The organism is Corallococcus sp. Z5C101001 (assembly GCF_007352635.1).
In the GTDB taxonomy this organism is placed as follows: domain Bacteria; phylum Myxococcota; class Myxococcia; order Myxococcales; family Myxococcaceae; genus Corallococcus; species Corallococcus silvisoli.
Genome location: NZ_VKLU01000003.1, coordinates 319,319 through 337,500, shown reverse-complemented (window position 1 = coordinate 337,500; position 18,182 = coordinate 319,319). Strand labels below are relative to the sequence as shown.

General features: G+C 72.0%; 18 protein-coding genes. 2 read left to right on the top strand and 16 right to left on the bottom strand.

All coding sequences use genetic code 11. The features are described 5' to 3' along the window. The first annotated feature begins 30 nt into the window (after nt 1-30). Nucleotides 31-1,605, top strand: a complete 1,575-nt coding sequence (locus FOF48_RS07470) for a CocE/NonD family hydrolase (RefSeq protein ID WP_255441990.1) — start codon at nt 31-33, stop codon at nt 1,603-1,605. 81 nt (nt 1,606-1,686) lie between these two features. Further along, nucleotides 1,687-3,300 (top strand): hypothetical protein, encoded by a 1,614-nt coding sequence (locus tag FOF48_RS07465; RefSeq protein ID WP_143899473.1) that lies wholly within the window; start codon nt 1,687-1,689, stop codon nt 3,298-3,300. Between the two features lie 25 nt (nt 3,301-3,325). Here FOF48_RS07465 and FOF48_RS07460 read toward each other — a convergent pair whose 3' ends face one another. From FOF48_RS07460 to FOF48_RS07385, 16 genes are read right to left on the bottom strand one after another with little or no spacing between them, the layout of a single operon-like run. After that, nucleotides 3,326-3,757 (bottom strand): excinuclease ATPase subunit, encoded by a 432-nt coding sequence (locus FOF48_RS07460; protein WP_143899472.1) that lies wholly within the window; start codon nt 3,755-3,757, stop codon nt 3,326-3,328. A gap of 17 nt (nt 3,758-3,774) precedes the next feature. After that, nucleotides 3,775-5,013: a beta-ketoacyl-ACP synthase gene (locus FOF48_RS07455; protein ID WP_143899471.1), complete on the bottom strand. Its 1,239-nt coding sequence runs from the start codon at nt 5,011-5,013 to the stop codon at nt 3,775-3,777. After that, nucleotides 5,010-5,741: a 3-oxoacyl-ACP reductase FabG gene (gene fabG / locus FOF48_RS07450; RefSeq protein ID WP_143899470.1), complete on the bottom strand. Its 732-nt coding sequence runs from the start codon at nt 5,739-5,741 to the stop codon at nt 5,010-5,012. The genes FOF48_RS07455 and fabG overlap by 4 nt, the downstream gene beginning before the upstream one ends. Further along, nucleotides 5,734-6,201 (bottom strand): hotdog family protein, encoded by a 468-nt coding sequence (locus FOF48_RS07445; RefSeq protein ID WP_186001820.1) that lies wholly within the window; start codon nt 6,199-6,201, stop codon nt 5,734-5,736. Before FOF48_RS07445 ends, fabG begins: the two co-directional genes overlap by 8 nt. Further along, on the bottom strand, nt 6,201-7,379 hold the full coding sequence (locus FOF48_RS07440; RefSeq protein ID WP_143899468.1) for a beta-ketoacyl-ACP synthase: 1,179 nt from the start codon (nt 7,377-7,379) through the stop codon (nt 6,201-6,203). The genes FOF48_RS07445 and FOF48_RS07440 overlap by 1 nt, the downstream gene beginning before the upstream one ends. An 8-nt stretch (nt 7,380-7,387) precedes the next feature. Beyond that, nucleotides 7,388-7,957: a DUF3261 domain-containing protein gene (locus FOF48_RS07435; protein ID WP_143899467.1), complete on the bottom strand. Its 570-nt coding sequence runs from the start codon at nt 7,955-7,957 to the stop codon at nt 7,388-7,390. Beyond that, nucleotides 7,945-9,174, bottom strand: coding sequence for an NAD(P)/FAD-dependent oxidoreductase (locus tag FOF48_RS07430; protein WP_143899466.1), 1,230 nt, complete (start codon nt 9,172-9,174; stop codon nt 7,945-7,947). Before FOF48_RS07430 ends, FOF48_RS07435 begins: the two co-directional genes overlap by 13 nt. Next, a complete protein-coding gene (locus FOF48_RS07425) occupies nt 9,171-11,468 on the bottom strand; it encodes an MMPL family transporter (RefSeq protein ID WP_143899465.1) in 2,298 nt (765 codons plus the stop codon). The genes FOF48_RS07430 and FOF48_RS07425 overlap by 4 nt, the downstream gene beginning before the upstream one ends. Next, nucleotides 11,458-12,066: an outer membrane lipoprotein carrier protein LolA gene (locus tag FOF48_RS07420; protein ID WP_143899464.1), complete on the bottom strand. Its 609-nt coding sequence runs from the start codon at nt 12,064-12,066 to the stop codon at nt 11,458-11,460. Before FOF48_RS07420 ends, FOF48_RS07425 begins: the two co-directional genes overlap by 11 nt. Further along, complete coding sequence (locus FOF48_RS07415; protein WP_143899463.1) at nt 12,063-12,482, bottom strand: thioesterase family protein; 420 nt, start codon at nt 12,480-12,482, stop codon at nt 12,063-12,065. The genes FOF48_RS07420 and FOF48_RS07415 overlap by 4 nt, the downstream gene beginning before the upstream one ends. Next, nucleotides 12,472-14,031 carry a histidine ammonia-lyase gene (gene hutH / locus FOF48_RS07410; protein ID WP_143899462.1) on the bottom strand — a complete coding sequence of 520 codons (1,560 nt, stop codon included), beginning with the start codon at nt 14,029-14,031 and terminating at the stop codon, nt 12,472-12,474. The genes FOF48_RS07415 and hutH overlap by 11 nt, the downstream gene beginning before the upstream one ends. Beyond that, on the bottom strand, nt 14,003-14,950 hold the full coding sequence (locus tag FOF48_RS07405) for an acyltransferase (RefSeq protein ID WP_143899461.1): 948 nt from the start codon (nt 14,948-14,950) through the stop codon (nt 14,003-14,005). The genes hutH and FOF48_RS07405 overlap by 29 nt, the downstream gene beginning before the upstream one ends. Next, nucleotides 14,947-15,684: a glycosyltransferase family 2 protein gene (locus FOF48_RS07400; protein WP_143899460.1), complete on the bottom strand. Its 738-nt coding sequence runs from the start codon at nt 15,682-15,684 to the stop codon at nt 14,947-14,949. The genes FOF48_RS07405 and FOF48_RS07400 overlap by 4 nt, the downstream gene beginning before the upstream one ends. Further along, entirely contained in the window at nt 15,681-17,381 is a 1,701-nt protein-coding gene (locus FOF48_RS07395; protein ID WP_143899459.1) for an AMP-binding protein, read from the bottom strand. The genes FOF48_RS07400 and FOF48_RS07395 overlap by 4 nt, the downstream gene beginning before the upstream one ends. Further along, nucleotides 17,374-17,925, bottom strand: a complete 552-nt coding sequence (locus FOF48_RS07390) for a hypothetical protein (RefSeq protein WP_143899458.1) — start codon at nt 17,923-17,925, stop codon at nt 17,374-17,376. Before FOF48_RS07390 ends, FOF48_RS07395 begins: the two co-directional genes overlap by 8 nt. Continuing rightward, a complete protein-coding gene (locus FOF48_RS07385) occupies nt 17,922-18,182 on the bottom strand; it encodes an acyl carrier protein (protein WP_143899457.1) in 261 nt (86 codons plus the stop codon). The genes FOF48_RS07390 and FOF48_RS07385 overlap by 4 nt, the downstream gene beginning before the upstream one ends.

Genomic DNA, 18,182 nt, shown 5'->3' with positions numbered 1-18,182 from the left:
GTGCGGAAACTCCCTGCGTGGTGCCTGCGATTGCCGGTCCTCCTGCTGTCCCTGCTCGTGCCGCTCGTGGGTTCGGCGCTGCCCCTCCGGGCCACGGTGGCGCGCACGGCGCTCGCGGGGCTGCCGACCACGGGCTTCCGGTTCGTCGACATCACGGTGGGGGATGGCACCGTCCTCAAGGCCAACTACATCGCGCCGACGACGCCGGGCCCCCATCCCGCGGTGATCTTCATCTCGAGCTGGGGGCTCAACGACCTGGAGTATCTGGCCCAGGCGAATGCGCTGGCCCAGCGGGGCTATGTGGCCCTCTCCTACACGCCGCGGGGCTTCTGGGCCTCGGGCGGGGGCATCGATACCGCTGGCCCGGCGGACATCGCTGACGCCTCGCGTGTCATCGACTGGATGCTCGTCAACACGCAGGCGGATGCCTCTCGCATCGGGCTCGCCGGGGTCTCGTATGGCGCGGGCATCTCCCTCATCGTCTCCGGGTTCGACTCGCGGGTGAAGGCGGTCGCGGCGCTCTCCTGCTGGACGGATCTGGTGGCGTCGCTGTTTGGCGGGGAGACCCGCCGGCCCCAGGCGGTGGCGCTGCTGGATGTCGCCTCCCGGCTGCTGGGCAGGCCCAGCGCGGAGCTGCGCACGACCATCGACAACTACTACGCCAACCGCGACCTCGAGGAGATCATCGCCTGGGGCAAGGTGCGCTCGGCGTCCACCTACGTCCAACGGATCAACGCGAACGCGCCCGCCATCCTGCTGGCCAACGCGTTTGGCGACAGCCTCTTTCCGTCCAACCAGCTCGTCTCGTTCTACGGCCAGCTCACCGGGCCCAAGCGCCTGGAGCTCGCCCCCGGCGACCATGCCGTCGTGGAGGCCACCGGCCTGGCGGGGCTCCCCAATCACGTCTGGACCAGCGTGACGCGCTGGATGGACCAATACGTGGCGGGCGTGGACACCGGCATCTCCCGCGAGCCGCCCGTGGTGCTGCGCACCAACACCAACGCCGCGGAGGGCTATGCGTCCTGGGCCAGCATCTCCTCGGGGGTGCAGCGCCATGGGCTGGGGGCCATCCGCCTGCTGGATGGCACCGGCCCCCTGGGCGGTGCTCCGACGAGCGGTAGCTCGAAGGTGATCTGGTCGGGCATCGACACCACCGCCGACGCGGGCGTGGTGCTGCTGACCAACGGGCTCCAGGCGCTGACGGGCATCCCGCCCGTGGTCTGGCTGCCGGGCGTCAGCCGCCTCAACGCGGGCGTCTGGACGTCCCCCGTCATGGCGCGCGGCGCCTCCATCCGGGGCTCCGCCACGCTGCGCCTGCGCGTCACGCCCTCCACCTCCGCGGGGACGGTCGTGGCCTACCTGTACGATCTCGTGGGCGACTTTGGCGGGCTCATCATCCATGTGCCCCTCAGCTGGAAGGGAGCCACGCCGGGGATGCCGCTCGACCTGGACCTGGTGTTCCCGGCCACGGCCTATGACGTCCCGGCGCTGCACCGGTTGGCCCTCGTCGTCGACACGGAGGACCCGCTCTACCTGGACGCCAACACCACCGGCGCGACGCTGTCGCTGGGGGGGCCGTCCTGGCTGGACCTGCCGGTGCGCTGAGCGGTGGCGAGGAGGGGCGCGTCGAGGCGCCCCTCCGTCGTTCCAGCGGGCCTGTCCGGTGTGTTAACGCTCCCGGCGCGCATGGAAACCGCAGCCTCGGAACGCACCCGCTTCACCCTGCTCGTCCTCGCCGGCGGCATCCTGGCCCTGTTGCTGTCGCACCACCCCGCCATCCTGTCCGGCCTGCGGCTGGTGCAGGGGGACGAGGGCGACGTGCGCTTCAACCATTACGTGCTGGAGCACGGGTGGCGCTTCGTCTCGGGGGATCCGGCGCACGCGCGCTTCTGGGATCCGCCCATGTTCCACCCCGAGCCCAACATCGCCGCGTACTCGGACGTGCTGCTGGGCGTGGCGCCCTTCTACTGGGTGTGGCGCGCGCTGGGGCTGAACGCGGACCTGTCCTGGCAGGCGTGGGCGCTCAGCATGGCGGTGTTGAACTACGCCGCGGCGGTGTGGCTGCTCAAGCGCGGGTTCGGCCTGCGCGCGGGCCCCGCGGTGGTGGGCGCGCTGCTCTTCACGGCGGGGGCGCCGCGCATCAACCAGCTCAACCATCCGCAGCTCGAAGGCCAGTTCTTCTCGCTCCTGGCCGTGGGCGCGGTGCTGGCGCTGACCCGGCCGGAGACGGACCGGCGGCGCGGGGTGGCGTGGGCCGGGTTGCTGGTGGGCGCGTTCGTGGCCCAGCTCTACGCGGGCTTCTACTGGGGCTGGTTCCTCTTCTTCTTCCTGCTGCTGGCGTTCCTCGCCGGGCTCGCGTTCCCGGACACGCGCGGGCGGCTGCTGACGGCGCTGCGCCTCCACCTCCCGGCGCTCGTGGGCTTCGGCGTCGTGGGGCTGGCGCTGCTGGTGCCGCTGGTCCTGCACTCACGCCAGGCCATTGGCTCGGTGGGCCTGCGCAGCTTCTCCGAAGTGTCCCACATGGTGCCGCGCATCTGGAGCTGGTTCTACGTGGGCCAGGACAGCTGGCTGTATGGCTGGACGAACGCGTTCTCCAAGTTCCAGCGCATGCCCATGGCGTGGGAACACCGGCTGGGCCTTGGCTTCGTCACTCCCATCCTGGCGGGCATCGGCCTGTGGCAGGCGCGCTCGCGGCCCGCGGTGCGGGTGCTGCTCGTCGTGACGGTGGCCACCCTCATCCTGGCCTCGCGCTACGCCGGTGGGGTCACGCCCTGGTGGCTCGTCTTCCACGGCGTGCCCGGCGCGGCGGCCATCCGGGCCCTGGCTCGCATTGGCGTGTGGCTGCTGGTGCCCGCGAGCGTGGGGCTGGCCCTGTTCCTCCAGCAGCGGCTCCAGGCGGGCCGCACGGCGCTGGCGGTGGGCCTGGGCGCGCTGTGCCTGCTGGAGCAGGGGCTCTCGGGCCCCGTCTATGATCGCTTCGAGTCCCGCGCGGACGTGGACGCGGTGGCGAGCCGGCTCGGGCCGCCCTCGGCCTGCGGCAGCTTCTTCTACGCGCCCACTTCCGGTGAGGCGCAGGAGTGGAAGTACCAGCTGGATGCCGTCTGGGCGTCGCTGGAGCGGGGCACGCCCACGGTGAACGGCTACTCCGGCAACTATCCGCAGGGCTGGAAGCTGGAGGACAACCGCCGCTTCGACGCGAAGGACGCCGCGCGCCAGGACGCGGCCCTGGAGAACTGGATGCGGTCGCGGCGGCTGGAGCCCGCGACGGTCTGCCGCATCGAGGTGCCGGCGCGGCGGTAGGTCCGCCGCGCCCGCGCCCCCGCGCCTACTTCGCGACGGTGGCGTAGTCGCCCTTGAGCGCGACGCCGGTGACGAAGCTGCCGGCGTGGCACTCGATCTCCGTGGCGCTCTTGCCTTCGACCTTCTTGTAATAGCTGACGATGTTGACCACCGCGTTGGCGCCGTTCTTCTTCGCGCCCTCCTGCAGGGAGATGAGCGCGGAGAGGGCGGCCCACTTGCAGGCGTAGTCGTCCGACTTGCCCACGCCATTGGTCTTCTTGTTCGTCACGTCGTTGCCCAGCGTCTTGAGCACGTTGGGCGTCTTCGCGCCGTCCAGGTAGAACTTCACCGAGCCGTCCAGCTTCTCCTTCGCCTCGGGCAGGGCCAGCACGTCCGCCAGCTTGACCTTCACCACGGTGTCGCGCGCCAGGGCGGGGCTCGCGGCGGTCAGGGCCAGCAACAGGAGGGCTTTCTTCATCGCGGGATCTCCAGACATCAAGGCCAGCGGCGGAAGATCAACGACGTGTTGATGCCGCCGAAGGCGAAGTTGTTGCTCATCACCAGGTCCGTCCGCAAGGTGCGTCCCTCGCCCATGACATAATCCAGGGGCGCGCACTTCGGATCCACGGCGTCCGCCGTGAGGTGCAGCGTGGGCGCGAACCACTCCGAGCGCATCATCTGGATGCTCATCCACGCCTCCAGCGCGCCGCAGGCCCCCAGCGTGTGGCCCATGTAGCTCTTGAGCGAGGAGATGGCGACCTGCTCTCCGAAGACGAGCCGCGTCGCCGCGCTCTCCGCCACGTCGCCCGTGTCCGTCGCGGTGCCGTGCGCGTTGACGTAGGGGATGGCGGAGGCCGGCACGCCCGCGTCCTCCAGGGCCAGCCGCATCGCCTCCGCCATGGTGTCCGCGTTGGGCTGGGTGACGTGGCGGCCGTCGCTGTTGGTGCCGTACCCCAGCAGCTCCGCGTGGATGGTCGCGCCGCGCGCCTTCGCGTGCTCCAGCTCCTCCAGCACCAGCGTGCACGCGCCCTCGCCCAGCACCAGCCCGTCGCGCTCGGCGTGGAAGGGGCGGGGGGACTGGTGCGGCGCCTCGTTGTGCTTCGTGCTGGTGGCGAAGAGGGTGTCGAAGACGGCGGCGCCGGTGGCGTCCAGCTCCTCCGCGCCGCCCGCGAGCATCGCCACCTGGCGGCCCAGCTTGATGGCCTCGTACGCGTAGCCGATGCCCTGGCTGCCGGAGGTGCACGCGCTGGACGTGGTGACGATGCGCCCGGTGACGCCAAAGAAGACGCCGATGTTCACCGCCGCCGTGTGGGACATCATCCGCAGGTACGTCGTCGCGGTGATGCCCTCGGTCGTCTTCTCGGTGATCATCTTCCCGAAGTCGCCCATGTTCTCCGGCGTCCCCGCGGAGGAGCCGTAGGCGATGCCCATCTTCCCGCTCTTGACCAGCGCGTGGCCCAGGAGGCCCGCGTCCTGGAGCGCCAGCTCACTGGCTCGTGTCGCCATCAGCGCCACGCGGCCCATGGTGCGCGTCGTCTTGCGCGAATAGCTGGAGGGGGGCAGCTCGAAGGGCGCGGCGGGCGCGCCCAGCCGCGTGTGCAGGCCTTGGTACTGCTTCCAGGGCTCCATCACCTGGACGGCGTTCTGGCGCGCGCGCAGCCGCGCCTCCACCGTGGGCCAGTCATGGCCCAGGGGACTCAGGGCACCCACGCCGGTGACGACCACGCGCTTCATCCGACCATCCCTCCGTTCACGGAGATCACCTGCCGCGTGATGTAGCCCGCGTCCTCCGCCATGAGGAAGCTCACCGCGGCGGCGACCTCCTCCGGCTTGCCCATGCGGCGGGCGGGGATGATCTTCATCGCCTCCTCCAGCACCTCCGGCGGCACCATCTCCGTGTCGATGAGGCCCGGGGCCACGCAGTTGACGGTGATGTTCCGCTTGGCCAGCTCCACCGCCAGCGCCTTCGTCGCGCCGATGATGCCCGCCTTGGCGGCGCTGTAGTTCACCTGCCCCCGGTTGCCCATCAGCCCGGACACCGACGCCAGCGTGACGATGCGGCCCGGCTTCTTGCGGCGCACCAGCGGCATCGTGAGCGGGTTGAGCACGTTGTAGAAGGCGTCCAGGTTGGTGTGGATGACGCTGTCCCACTCGTCCGCCGTCATGGAGGGGAAGGCGTTGTCGCGCGCGATGCCCGCGTTGCACACCACGCCGTAGTAGCAGCCGTGGGCCTCCACGTCCTCCAGCAGCGCCTTCTGCGTGGCCTCGCGGTCCGCCACGTCGAACTGGAGCACGCGCGCGTCGCGGCCCGCCTCGCGCACGCCCGCCGCCACGGCGTCCGCCTCGTCGCGCCGGCTGCGGCAGTGCACCACGACGTCGTAGCCGTCACGGGCCAGGCGCAGCGCGATGGCGCGGCCGATGCCGCGGCTGGAGCCCGTCACCAGCACCGTCTTGTCACCCATCTGTGTTGCCCCTCCTCACGACGTCCTGCCCCGGTTGCGGCTCGAAGACCGTCAGCGCCGCCGTGGCCACCTGCTCCGTCCCCAGGGTGAGGGTGCAGTCGAACTGGCCCAGCCCGTTGTCCGCGGAGAACTGGCGGATGACCTCGACGCGCAGGCAGTCCCCCGCCTTGAAGACGGGGCGGCTGCATTGATAGCGGCGGGTGCCCAGGAGGAAGCCCACCCGGGGCGTCTCGCCGCGCTGGCGCGCGTGCCACCCGGCCCAGGCCGCCACGGCCTGCGCCATGTATTCGATGCCCACCCAGCCGCCCACGGCGCCGCCTTCGAAGAAGAGGCTGTCCTCGCGCACCGTGACCTCCGCGACGATGGAGTCCGTGTCGCCCTCCAGCACGCGGTCGAGCAGCCGCATCCGTCCCGCGTGGGGCACCAGGTCCGCGATGGGCAGGTCGATGGGGGTTCGCATCAGCCGCGCTCCAGCACGAGGGCGGCGTTGCTGCCCCCGAAGGCGAACGAGTTGCTCAGCACCGCGCGCACCGGCCGCCCCAGCGCCTCGCCGGGCCTCACCAGCGACAGCGCCGGCAGCGACGGGTCCACCGCGCCGTCCCAGAAGTGCGCGGGCAGCTGGCCCCGGGGGTTGTCCGTGAGGGTGAGGTGCGCGAAGGCCGCCTCCAGCGCGCCCGCGGCGCCCAGGGTGTGGCCGGTGAGCGGCTTGGTGGAGCTGGCCTTCACGTCCGAGCCCAGCAGGGCGTGCACCGCGCGGCTCTCCATGGCGTCGTTCTGCACCGTCGCGGTGCCGTGCAGGTTCACGTAGTCCACCCCGTCCGGCGAAAGACCCGCGCGCTTCATGGCCTCCTGGATGGCGGCCATGGCGCCCCGGCCTCCCGGCTCCGGCGCGGAGATGTGGTGCGCGTCGGAGGACTCACCCCAGCCGGACAGGCGCACCGGGCCCGGCTCGCGCGTCATCAGGAACAGCGCCGCGGCCTCCCCGATGTTGATGCCATGGCGGTGGGCGCTCATCGGGTTGCAGCGCTCCTCGCTCACGGAGTCCAGCGCGCGGAAGCCCGCCACGGTGAACCGGCACAGCGAATCCACGCCGCCCGTCAGCACCGCGTCCACGGTGCCCGCGCGCAGCATCCGCGCCGCGCTCGCCAGGGCCTTGGCGCTGGAGGAGCACGCCGTGGAGATGACATAGGCGGGGCCCGCGGCGCCGAGCACCCGCGCGAGCGCCATCGCCGGGGAGCCCAGCTCCTGCTGGTCCAGGTGGAAGCGGCCCGGCATCACGCCCGTGGCCACGTGGTCCTGGATGGCGGACTCGCTCTCCCCGATGCCGGACGTGCTGGTGCCCAGCACCACCGCCACGCGCCCGGGGCCGAAGCGGTCCAGGGCGGCGTCCACGGCGGGACGCACCTGCGCGAGCGCCGTGAGCAGCAGCGCGTTGTTGCGGCTGTGCTGCGACGGCGGCAGGGCGTCCAGCGCCGCGAGCGGGCGGGTGACGACGCCCAGGTGCAGCGGCCGGTCGGCGTACCCTTCATGGAGGGCCACGCCGGACGGGGTGTCCGCGAACAGCGCCTGGGACACCTCCTGCTTCCCGGCGCCCAGCGCACAGACGAGGCCGAGCTGGTTGAGGAAGACGGGAAGCATGGGGGAAGTCACTCGTCCGCGACGCGTGAGTCGATGGTGAGCCGGTAGTGCTCGGAGAGGTTGGTGAGCTGCGTGCGCCCTGCCCAGCGCGGCTCGCCATCGTAGCGCACCGTCACCCATTCCCTGCCGTTCTTCGACAGGGTCCGCTGTCCCGGCCCATCCTCCAACGTCCAGCCAGCGGGCAGGGCGGCGCGCACGGCGTCGGCCGGCCAGTAGACGAGCTCCACGTCCCGGAGCACCCAGGCGGCCTGGAACTGGGCGGGCAGGCGGGGGTCGCGCTCCTCCTGGAGCGTGGCGCCGTCCCAACCCAGCGTGAAGACGCGGTGGTTCATGGCCAGGCCCACGAGCCGCAGCGCCTCCGCGTCCACCTCCATCAGCGCCTCCAGGGAGCGGGGGCCGCCCGGGTCCGCGTCGTGGGCGAACGTCAGGCGCTGGGTCAGGCTGACCGCCGCGCCCAGGGCCGCGGGCGGCAGGCGCAGCTCCGGCAGCGGCTCGCCGGGGGCGGCGGGCCTCGGCCGGGGCGTGGTGGTGCACGCGGCGAGGCCCGCGAGGAGCAGGGCGGGAATCAGGCCGCGCACAGGGCCTCGAGGACGCTCAGGCGCCGCTTGCTCTCCGCGACGTAGGGGTTGGTCGTGTCCCACGCGTACCCGGCCAGGATGGCGGAGATCATCCGGCGCACGTCCGGAGACGGGTTCGGGTGGAAGATGACCTGCTGGAAGCCGCCCGCGTACCAGGACTCCACGAAGGTGCGGAAGGTGTCCACGCCCGCCTTGAGCGGCCGCGCGTACTCCTTCTCCCAGTCCACCGGCTCCCCCGCGAAGGCGCGCTGGATGCAGGCCGCCGCGAGGCTCGCGGACTTGAAGGCGATGGTGACGCCCGAGGAGAACACGGGGTCCAGGAACTCGCCCGCGTTGCCCAGGAGCGCGAAGCCCGGGCCCCACAGCGACTTCACGTTGGCCGCGTAGCCGGTGAGCTTGCGCGCGGGCGTATCCCAGACGGCGTCCTTGAGCAGGTCGGCCAGGGACGGCGTCTCCTTGACGATGGCCTGGAGCCGCTCCGTGTCCGTGCCGGTGAACTGGTCCAGGAACTCCGTCTTCGCGACCACGCCCAGCGAGCAGCGGCCGTTGGAGAAGGGGATGGTCCAGTACCAGACGTGCACGTGCTCCGGGTGCACCGTCACGCGGATCTTGTTCCGGTCGAAGGAGCCGGGCGGCGTGCGGTCCTCGACGTGCGTGAAGATGGCGCCGCGCTTGGGGAAGTTCGACGGCGTCTCCAGGTCCAGGAGGCGCGGCAGCACGCGGCCGAAGCCGCTCGCGTCCAGGAGGAAGCGCGCGCGCACGCGGTACGTCTCCCCTTCGGGGGAGCGCGCCGTCACCTCCGGCTGCTCGCCGGAGACGTCCACGGAGAGCACCTCGTGGCGGTAGCGCACCGCAGCGCCCTGGCGCTCGGCGGCCTTGGCGAGCACGTGGTCGAAGTGGGCGCGCTGCACCTGGAAGGTGGTGCCCCAGCCGGCGCTGAACTTGTCGCGGAAGTCGAAGTCCGTGTAGCGCTCGCCGCGCACGAAGGCCGCGCCGTTCTTGTACTGGAAGCCCGCCTCCACCACGTCCTGGAGCATGCCGGCTTCCTCGATGTAGGCCATGCTCTGCGGCAGCAGGCTCTCGCCGATGGAGAAGCGCGGGAACTGTTCGCGCTCCAGGACGAGGACGTCATGGCCCTGCTTGCGCAGCAGGCCCGCCGCGACGGAGCCCGCCGGGCCCGCGCCGATGATGAGGATGTCCGCCGATTCCGTTTTCAATGTGTGGCTTTCCCGTCAGGAGGTCTGAAGCAGGGGGTGATGATCCAGATGGTGACCTCGCCCAGGAGCATGGCGAGGCCGAAGGAGCGCAGGGCGGGCGTGGCCGACAGGCCCAGCAGGCCGAAGGACAGGAGCGTGCTCACCCCGGCCAGGGCCACCGCGAGCCACGCGGAGCCGTCACCCGGGTGCTCCAGGAGGAAGATGCCGTAGTCCACGCCCATGCCCAGCAGCAGCACGAGCCCCAGCACGGTGAAGAGCTGCAGCGGCGCGCCCGCCCACCCGAAGGTGGCGAGCGTCAGCAGCGTGCCCAGCACGGAGGGGATCCACGCGCGCCACGCCTCGCGCCCGAAGCGGGCCACCAGCGTGAGCAGCACCGCGATATACCCCGCCACGATGAGCCACCCCATGATGAGGCGATAGCGGCTGAGCAGGCTGGAGATCTCCGCCGTCTTGTCCACCCAGCGGATCCCCTCCAGCCCCCGAGCGGCCTCCGCCAGGCGGGGCAGCACCTTTGGATCATTGAGGCCCCGCAGCATGAGGACGCTGTACTGCTGCTTCCCCAGGGTCCCCAGCCACTGCTGCCGGATGGCGGCGGCGGCGGGGCCCGCGAGGAAGCGCGACGGGGTGAGCGGCTCCTCGGCGAACGCGGCGCGCGTCGGCGCCTCGCCGGTGGAGGCGCTGACGGCGGCCACGGCCTGCGCCTCCGCGCGGGCGCTCAGGGCCGCGTCCTCGCGCTGCTGGGCCTCGGAGGGGAGCCAGTCGGACACGGCGCGGTAGCCCGCGAACACCTTGTCCGCGATCAGCGTGTCCAGCTGCCGCTTCAGCGCGGCCTCGCGCGCGAGCACCTGCTCGTCGCTGTCGCCCTCCACGAGGTAGAACTGCGCCGGGCTGGGCAGGCCCAACAGCCGCCCCAGCTCCCGCTGATCCGCGATGAGGGGCGCGGGCGCGCCCTGCAACTGGCGCAGGTCGTCCCGGGGCTCCAGCTTCCAGATGCCCACGGCGACGAGCACGGTGAGGATCGCGGCCGTCGCCCACCAGCCCCGGGTGGACGCGATGCGCGGCCAGCGGGTGATGGAGGCGGAGAAGCGCTGCGCGAAGGGGGTGATGGGCAGGGCGCCCGTGTCCATGGCGGGGAACCAGAACACCACCGTGAGGAACGCGGCGGTGAGGCCGGCGGCGGAGAACACCGCCATCTGCCGCAGGCCCGGGAAGGGCGCGACGCCCAGGGCCAGGTACGCCACCACGCTGGTGACGAGCGCGAGCACCATGCCCGGCAGCAGCGAGCGCATCACCGGGCCCCGCTCGGAGGGGGCCTTGCCCTGGCGCGCGGCGAAGTAGTGGAAGCCGTAGTCCTCCGCCACGCCCACCAGGCTGGAGCCGAACACCAGCGTGAGCAGGTGCACCCGGTCGAAGACGAGCGCGGTGACCGTGAGCGCCACCGCGCAGCCCAGGGTGAGCGACACGCCCACGAGCAGGATGGGCCGCAGCGAGCGGAAGGTGAGCCAGACGAGCAGCAGCACCGCCGCCAGCGACCCGAAGCCGATGGTGGACATCTCCCAGCTCGCCTGCGCGGCGGCGGCCTCCGCGTACAGCGGCACGCCCGCGGCCACGAGCCGCCCTCCGGGCACCGCGGCCTCCACCTGGGCCCGCGCCTTCTCCACCGCGGCGGTGACGCGCGAGCCGTCTCCCAGCGCGAAGGCGGACACCTTGCTCTTCCAGGTGAGGAGCACCCACTCGCGGCCCTCGCCGGACAGCCACAGCCGCCCGTCGCGAGGCCGGGCGGAGGTCTCCGCCGCGCGGGCCTGCCACCAGTCCGGCCACATGCCCAGCGGATCCGCGTTCCAGTCCGTCAGCTGCGCGCCCGCGGGCTGGTACAGCTTCATCAGCGCGGTGCCGCCCAGCTCCTCCGGGGTCGCGCGGGTGAGCCACTGGCGCTGCGCGGGCGTGAGCAGCCGGTCGCGGTAGGGGCGGTAGAAGTCCACCGCCTGTTCCAGCGCGGCGGTGCCCAGCACCGCGGGCTCCAGGTCGTCCGCGGACGCCTCGAGCACGCGCGTGGCCTCGTCCGCGGCGCGCTGCGCGGAGGGCCAGTCCTTCGCGCCCACCAGCAGCACCAATTGCCGGCCGGCCTCGTCCGCCAGCTTGCGCATGGCGGCGTCCACCTCCGGTGCCTGCTCGTCCTCCGGGAGGAGCGCGAGCACGTCGGTGTCCAGGTGGGCGTTGCGCCAGAAGTGCACCTGGTGCGCGCCCACGGCGAGCACCACCAGGGCCCAGAAGATGGCCAGCTTATTTGCCAAGGCGTTCGGTTTCCGTGGCGTCGGGGGGAGGCGTCCGCGCCAGCTGGTCGAAGACGATGACGCTCACGTCTCCGCGCGTTTCATCCAACCGCACCTGGCGCACGTAGCCGTCGCCCTCCAGGTGGATGTGCTTGAAGACGCGCGCGAGCCCCGCGTCCGTGGGCGTCAGCTCCAGCGTCCAGCCCGCGGCGCCCACCAGCTCCCCCTCCACCGTGAAGCGCTTCTGGAGGGCGGCCACGTCGCCCGCGAGCAGCGAGAAGAGCAGCTCGTTCACCGCCGCCAGCGCGGGCTCCTTCGCGGAGTCCAGGTGGTAGGCCGCGCCGCCCGTGCCCTGCTCGGCGCTCAGCGACTTGCGCGTGACCGTCAGCGTGGAGGCGAACGGCGTGCGCGTGTTCCACAGCACGCCCTGGTCGCGGGCCAGGAGGAAGTCCCCCTTGGACACCAGCGGCTTCTTGAAGCCCGCCACGGTCTTCTTCTGTTCGAACTGCCCGCGGATGAGCGGCGCGTCCAGCAGCCGGGCGCGCACGTCCTTCACCAGGTCCGCGGCATGGGCGCTCACGGACAGGAGCGCGAAGGTGAGCACGAGCAGGGGTCTCATTCGGGCCACACTCCCAACTTCTTCCAGAGGATTTCCGGGCAGACGAACTGCATCTCACCCGTCTTGAGGGACACCGCCACTTGCAGCGTGTGGGCCTGGTTCACCTTGCGCCCGGTGTCCGCGTCGCGCAGCAGGTAGTCGAAGCGCAGCCGGTTCTCCCATTCGGTGATTTCGGCGCGCACGATGATGCGCTGCTTGTAGGAGATGGGCGCGACGTACTTGAGCTTCATCTCCACCACGGGCCAGCCGTAGCCGGACTCGCGCATCTGGGGCCAGTCGTAGTCGTGGCGCCGCAGCAGCACGGCGCGCGCCAGCTCCAGGTACTTCACGTAGTGGCCGTGCCAGACGATCTCCATCATGTCGAGGTCGTGGAACGGGGGATCGATTTCGAGCTCGCAGCTCAGGTCAGGCTTCATGCAGCCTCCACTCGCGGTGGCGGATGGCGGTGAGCAGGCCCTGGAGCTCCGTGTCCAGGGCCCGGTCCTCCACCAGCAGGGGGATGCGCGCCTCCAGGTCCGCGTGCATCGCGGCCAGCGCGGGGCCGGGCTTCGCGTCCGCGTCCAGGCGCTGGCGCAGGGTGACGCCCTGGCGCGCGGCGATGAGCATCGCCGCCGCCACCTGTTCGGTCAGCTCCAGCACGCGCAGGCAGTCGCGCGCGGCGATGGTGCCCATGCTCACCTTGTCCTGGTTGTGGCACTCCGTGGAGCGGGAGAAGACGGACGCGGGCATCGTCTGCTTGAGGGCCTCCGCGGTCCACGCGGAGACGCTGATCTGCGCCGCCTTGAGGCCGTGGTTGATGGCCGCGCGCGCGCCGGTGGAGGCGGAGAGGTTGGCGGGCAGGCCGTGGTTGAAGCGCGGATCCACCAGGAGCGCCAGCTGACGGTCCAGGAGGTCCGCCACGTTGGCCACCGCGGTCTTCAGCCCATCCATGGCGAAGGCGATGTGGCCGCCGTAGAAGTGGCCGCCGTGCAGCACCCGCTCGCCGTCCGGGTCGATGAGCGGGTTGTCGTTGGCGCTGTTCAGCTCGTTCTCGATGAGCGTGCGGAAGAACGGCAGCGCGTCCTCCAGCACGCCGATGACGTGCGGCGCGCACCGGAGCGAATAGCGGTCCTGGAGCCGCTGCTCGTTGCGCGGCGGCTTGTCCGACACCAGGTCCGCGCGCAGCCGCGCCGCCACGCGCTGCTGGCCCGCGTGCGGCTTGGCCGCGAAGAGCGTCTCGTCGTAGTGGTGCGCGTTGCCGGCGCTCGCCAGCACGTTGAAGGCGGTGAGCCGCGTGGCCAGCCGCGACAGGTACTCCGCGCGCTCCCACGCCAGGCACGCCAGGGCCGTCATCACGGCGGTGCCGTTCATGATGGCCAGCCCCTCCTTGGGCCGCAGCTGGAGGGGCGTGATGCCCAGCGCCGGGAGCACCGCCGCGGCGGGCTTGCGCTCGCCCTGGTGCCACACGTCGCGCTCGCCGCAGAGCACCGCCGCCACGTACGACAGGGGCGTGAGGTCGCCGGACGCGCCCACGGAGCCCTCCGCGGGGATCAGGGGCAGCACGTCGTGCTGGAGCAGCAGCTCCAGCTGGGTGAGCAGCGCCACGCCCACGCCGGAGAAGCCCTGCGCCAGCGAAGCGAGCCGCGTGGCCAGCACCGCGCGCGTCTCCTCGGGCGTGAGGAAGCGGCCCGCGCCGATGCCGTGGTACGTGTAGAGGTGGTGCGGCAGCTCCGCGACCAGCGCGGGCGGGATGGACACCGTCACGGAGTCGCCGTAGCCGGTGGTGACGCCGTAGATGACGCCGTCCTCCGCGAGCAGCCGGTCCAGGAACGCGGCGCCCCTGGCGATGCGCTGGCGGAAGCCGGGGTCGGTGCCCAACCGGGCCGGGCGCTCCCGCCGCGCGAGCGCGCCCACGTCCTCGAGCGTCAGCCGCCCGCCGTCGAAGCGCACCGGGGTGTCAGAAGGTAGGGGGCTTCGCGGAGACATTCACCTGATCCCAGAAGGGAAAGAAGTTGAACCAGTCATAGGGCGCGCGCTGGAGGAGCGCCGTCACCCGGGCCACGTAGTGGCGCGCGCAGTCGGTGAGGGCGGCCTCGCGCTGGCCCCGGGGCAGGGTGACGCGCTCGAACAGGCGCTCGAAGTGGATGGTGTAGCCGTCGCCTTCATGGATGCAGCCCAGCAGGTAGAGCGGACACTTGAGCAGCGCCGCCAGCACGTAGGGGCCCACCGGAAATGGCGCCGGGTGGCCCAGGAAGTCGACGCGCACGGTCTGGCTGGCATTCACGGGGATGCGATCTCCCGCGATGACCACGAACTCGCCGGCCTCCACGCGCTCGTTGAGCGCGACGGCGGTGGCGGGGCCCATGTCGGTGACCTCCATCAGCCGGAAGTCATTCTCCGGGTTGAGCCGCTTGAGCAGGCGGTTGAACTGCTCCGCGTGCAGCGTGTGCACCAGGATGTTGAGCTTCACCTCGCCCCGGCGCTCGGCCATGGTGCGGCACAGCTCCAGGCAGCCCATGTGCGCGGTGACGATGACGCCGCCCCGGCCCGCCTTCGCGGCCTGGTAGAACTCCTCGCGGCCCTCGGTGCGCACGCGCTCGAAATGGTAGCGCCCGCTCACCGCCAGCAGCTTGTCGAGCATGGTCTCCGCGAAGGCCAGCACGTGGCGCACGCTGTCGCGCCCGCCGGGCGGATGCCCCAGCGCGCCCGTGGCGGCCTGCATCCGCTCCAGGTACTGGCGCGACGCCTGCCGCAGCGAGGGCCGGCTCAGCCAGTGCACCAGCACCACCGGGTAGAGGCAGACGCGGAAGGGCCAGCGGCCCAGCAGCCGGTGGATCCAGTACAGCACCCAGATGCCGGCGACGAAGGTGGTCTCTCCCATCTCCGCCCAGTGGCGGGACTTCATCGCACCACCTTGCGCCACAGCAGCAGGGGCAGCCGGGGCAGCATCCCGAAGAAGAGCCGGGCGTGCATGCCGGAGATGCGCACGTTGTCCCAGAGCACGTCGAAGTGGGAGATGCCGTCGGTGGGGTAGCGCACCCGGGTGGGCTGGTTGAGGATGCGCATGCCGCGCCAGAACAGGCGCACCAGCACCTCCACGTCGAAGTCCATCCGCTTGCCGATGCGCACCGAGTCGATGAGCGCCACGGTGGGGGCCAGCGGGTACACGCGGAAGCCGCACATGGAGTCGCGGATGGCGAACGACAGCGTGTTGATCCACACCCAGATGTGCGTGGCGTAGCGTCCGTACAGCCGGCCCTTGGGCACGGACTCGTCGTAGACGGGCGTGCCGCACACCAGCGTGTCGGGGCTCGCCTTCGCCAGCTCCAGGAAGCGCGGGATGTCGTTCGCGTCGTGCTGGCCGTCCGCGTCAATCTGGAGCGCGTGGCTGTAGCCCCGCGACCGGGCCGCGCGCAGGCCCGCCATCATCGCGCCGCCCTTGCCCTCGTTCTGGGGCAGGCGGACCACCTCCACGTTCGAGCTGTCCTCGCGCGCCAGGCCGTCCAGCACCGCCGCGCAGCCGGGCTCGCTGCCGTCGTCCACCAGCACGCACGGCAGCCCGTGGCTTCGCACGGCCTTCACCACCGCGCCCACGGCCTCGCCGTGGTTGTAGACCGGAATCACCGCGCAGACCTTCATCCCACCCCTCCACCCAGCACGATGCGGCCGCTGGCGTGCGCGCCCACGTCCGACGTCAACTTGAAGCCCAGCCGCCCGGACTCCGCCGCCCAGGTGAGCTCCAGCATCAGGTGCGCGCCGGGCGGGATGACCTGCTGGAACTTCACGGTCTCCAGCCGCAGGAAGTCCGGCGGCAGCGCGAAGTGCTCGCGGCCCAGCAGGAGCGCCCACTCAATCTGGACGACGCCCGGCAGGATGGGCGAGCCCGGGAAGTGCCCGTCGAAGTACGGCGAGCTCGCGGGGACCTCCACCGCCAGGAGCACGCGCTCGGGGGAGCGCTCGCGCACGCGGAACGGGGGGCGCTTCGGATCGAAGAGGGCGGTGAGCGCCGCCTCGGTGGACTTGCCCTGGGAGTTGACCGGCATGGCCTCCAGATACCGGAACCGGCGCGGCAAGGCACTGGAGTCGAAGTGCGGGGCCAGCTTCTCGCGCAGCGCCTGGTTCAGGGAGCGCCTGCCCCCCGACTCCTGGAGCCGCCAGCCCTCCGCGTCCGGCACCCCCACCACCGCGAGCACCACCCGCTGCCCTTCCGTGAGCGGCAGCACCCGCGCCTCGCGCAGCAGCCCCCCGTCCACCAGCGTCCGCTCCATGGCGCTCAGCGAGACGCGCTTCTCCTCCAGCTTGAGCAGCCGGTCGCGGCGCCCCATCAGCTGGAAGCCGCCGGGGACGGGCCGCGCGCGGTCCTCCGTCGTGAACCACGCGCCTTGGGGCAGGTCCAGGTGGGGTGAGCGCACGCACAGCGCCTCTTCGTCGGCGCGCACCTCCACGCCCGGCATCGTCCGCCACGAGGCGTCGTCATCCGTGTCGCGCCGGCGCCACGCGACGCCGCCCGTCTCCGAGCTGCCGTAGACCTCCACCGGAGCCCGGCCCAGCCGCTCGCGGCAGGCCTGGAGCGCTTCGAGGCTCAGCGGCCCTCCCGAGGAGAACAGCCCGCGCAGGTGGCCGCGCACGGGGGACCAGTCCATCGTGGACGGCAGGCGCTTCAGGTGCGCGGGGCTCGCCACCAGCAGCGCGGGGCCTGGCTGGAGCGCGGCCAGGATGTCCTCGGGGTAGGGCAGCGCGTGCGCGTCGAAGACGCGGCCGGACGCCAGCGGCCACAGCACCCGGAACAGCAGGCCGTAGATGTGCTGGTGCGACACGGTGGAGAGCACGGGCACGTCCCCCAGGTCCGCGTCGAACAGCGCGCCCAGCGTGGCCACCTCGCGGGACAGCTGCGACAGGCGCTTGGGGATGGCCGTCGGCTCGCCGCTGGAGCCCGACGTGTAGACGACCAGCGCGGCGAGGTCTGGCGACAGCCGCTGGAAGTCGTGGGCGCCGGACTCCGCGGGCGACAGCGGCGTCAGGCCCGGAGGGGCCCTGACGGCGAAGGCGTCCACGTGGGGGCGCAGCGCCTCCAGCGTGGCGGGGCGCGCGTCCGCGGGGAGGTAGACGCAGGCGCCCGCGTGCCAGGCCCCCAGGAGCGCGCTCGCGAAGTCGAACGTGTCGTCCGTGAAGAGCGCGAAGCGCTCGCCGCCGTGGGCTTCGAAGGCCGCGCGCCAGCCGGCGACCCGCGAGCGCAGCGCGCCCAGGTCCAGCACCGCTCCCTCCCGCCGCGCCACGGGGTGCCCGGAGGGGCGGCCGTGGACGAGGAGCTCTTCGAGCGCGAGCGGCTCAACCATGGGAGTGCCGTGCGCGCACCCGCTGCCGCACCACCCACTCGCCCGCGAACAGCAGGCCCATGAGTCCGTAGGCGATGAGGCCATTGTAGAGCGCCCAGGTCGCGTCGCTCGCCCACAGCGCGGTGATGAACGCGAGCGCGCCGTTGAGGACGAAGAAGCCGCACCACACCTGCGTCACCCGGCGCGTGTACGCCACGCCCGACGGGGGCAGGTCCTTCTCCCGCAGGCGCGCCAGCCGCTCAATCACGCTGGGTGGGTACGCGAGGCTGGTGGCGAAGACGGTGAGCAGCACCGCGTTGACCAGCACCGGGTAGAGCTTCAGGGGCAGCGCGTGGTTGCCCAGCATGCTGGAGCCCGCGAGCACCAGGGCGCCCACCGCGGCCGCGAGCCACATCTTCTCCCGCGTGGCCACCGCGCGCACCACCGCCATGGCCGCCAGGGGCAGCGCCATCCAGCGGGGCTCGAAGTGGCCCAGGCCCAGATAGACGAGCGGCGGGTAGGCGAGGCTCACGAGCCCCAACAGCACCGGGCGCAGACGCTTCACGCGGCGGCGGAGTCGCTGCCGAGCAGCCCGTGCAGCGCGTCCACCACGTCCTGCAGCGTGCGCACGGAGCGGAAGACCTCCGGCGGGACGCGCTGGCCGGCCACCGGCTTCAGGCGCACCAGCAGGTCGATGGCGTCAATGCTGTCGATGTCCAGGTCGTCGTGCAGCCGCGCCTCCGGGATGATGCGCGACGGCTCGATGTCGAAGGTTTCCTGGAGGATGGCGCTCAGGCGCTCGAACAACTCGTCCTTGGTCAT

What these genes read in the sequence shown, in the direction of transcription:
- FOF48_RS07460 (WP_143899472.1), bottom strand. Translation starts at nt 3,757, where the DNA reads ATGAAGAAAGCCCTCCTGTTGCTGGCCCTGACCGCCGCGAGCCCCGCC.
- FOF48_RS07385 (WP_143899457.1), bottom strand. Translation starts at nt 18,182, where the DNA reads ATGACCAAGGACGAGTTGTTCGAGCGCCTGAGCGCCATCCTCCAGGAA.
- fabG (WP_143899470.1), bottom strand. Translation starts at nt 5,741, where the DNA reads ATGGGTGACAAGACGGTGCTGGTGACGGGCTCCAGCCGCGGCATCGGC.
- FOF48_RS07455 (WP_143899471.1), bottom strand. Translation starts at nt 5,013, where the DNA reads ATGAAGCGCGTGGTCGTCACCGGCGTGGGTGCCCTGAGTCCCCTGGGC.
- FOF48_RS07420 (WP_143899464.1), bottom strand. Translation starts at nt 12,066, where the DNA reads ATGAGACCCCTGCTCGTGCTCACCTTCGCGCTCCTGTCCGTGAGCGCC.
- FOF48_RS07400 (WP_143899460.1), bottom strand. Translation starts at nt 15,684, where the DNA reads ATGAAGGTCTGCGCGGTGATTCCGGTCTACAACCACGGCGAGGCCGTG.
- FOF48_RS07440 (WP_143899468.1), bottom strand. Translation starts at nt 7,379, where the DNA reads ATGCTTCCCGTCTTCCTCAACCAGCTCGGCCTCGTCTGTGCGCTGGGC.
- FOF48_RS07415 (WP_143899463.1), bottom strand. Translation starts at nt 12,482, where the DNA reads ATGAAGCCTGACCTGAGCTGCGAGCTCGAAATCGATCCCCCGTTCCAC.
- FOF48_RS07405 (WP_143899461.1), bottom strand. Translation starts at nt 14,950, where the DNA reads ATGAAGTCCCGCCACTGGGCGGAGATGGGAGAGACCACCTTCGTCGCC.
- FOF48_RS07395 (WP_143899459.1), bottom strand. Translation starts at nt 17,381, where the DNA reads ATGGTTGAGCCGCTCGCGCTCGAAGAGCTCCTCGTCCACGGCCGCCCC.
- hutH (WP_143899462.1), bottom strand. Translation starts at nt 14,031, where the DNA reads ATGTCTCCGCGAAGCCCCCTACCTTCTGACACCCCGGTGCGCTTCGAC.
- FOF48_RS07465 (WP_143899473.1), top strand. Translation starts at nt 1,687, where the DNA reads ATGGAAACCGCAGCCTCGGAACGCACCCGCTTCACCCTGCTCGTCCTC.
- FOF48_RS07445 (WP_186001820.1), bottom strand. Translation starts at nt 6,201, where the DNA reads ATGCGAACCCCCATCGACCTGCCCATCGCGGACCTGGTGCCCCACGCG.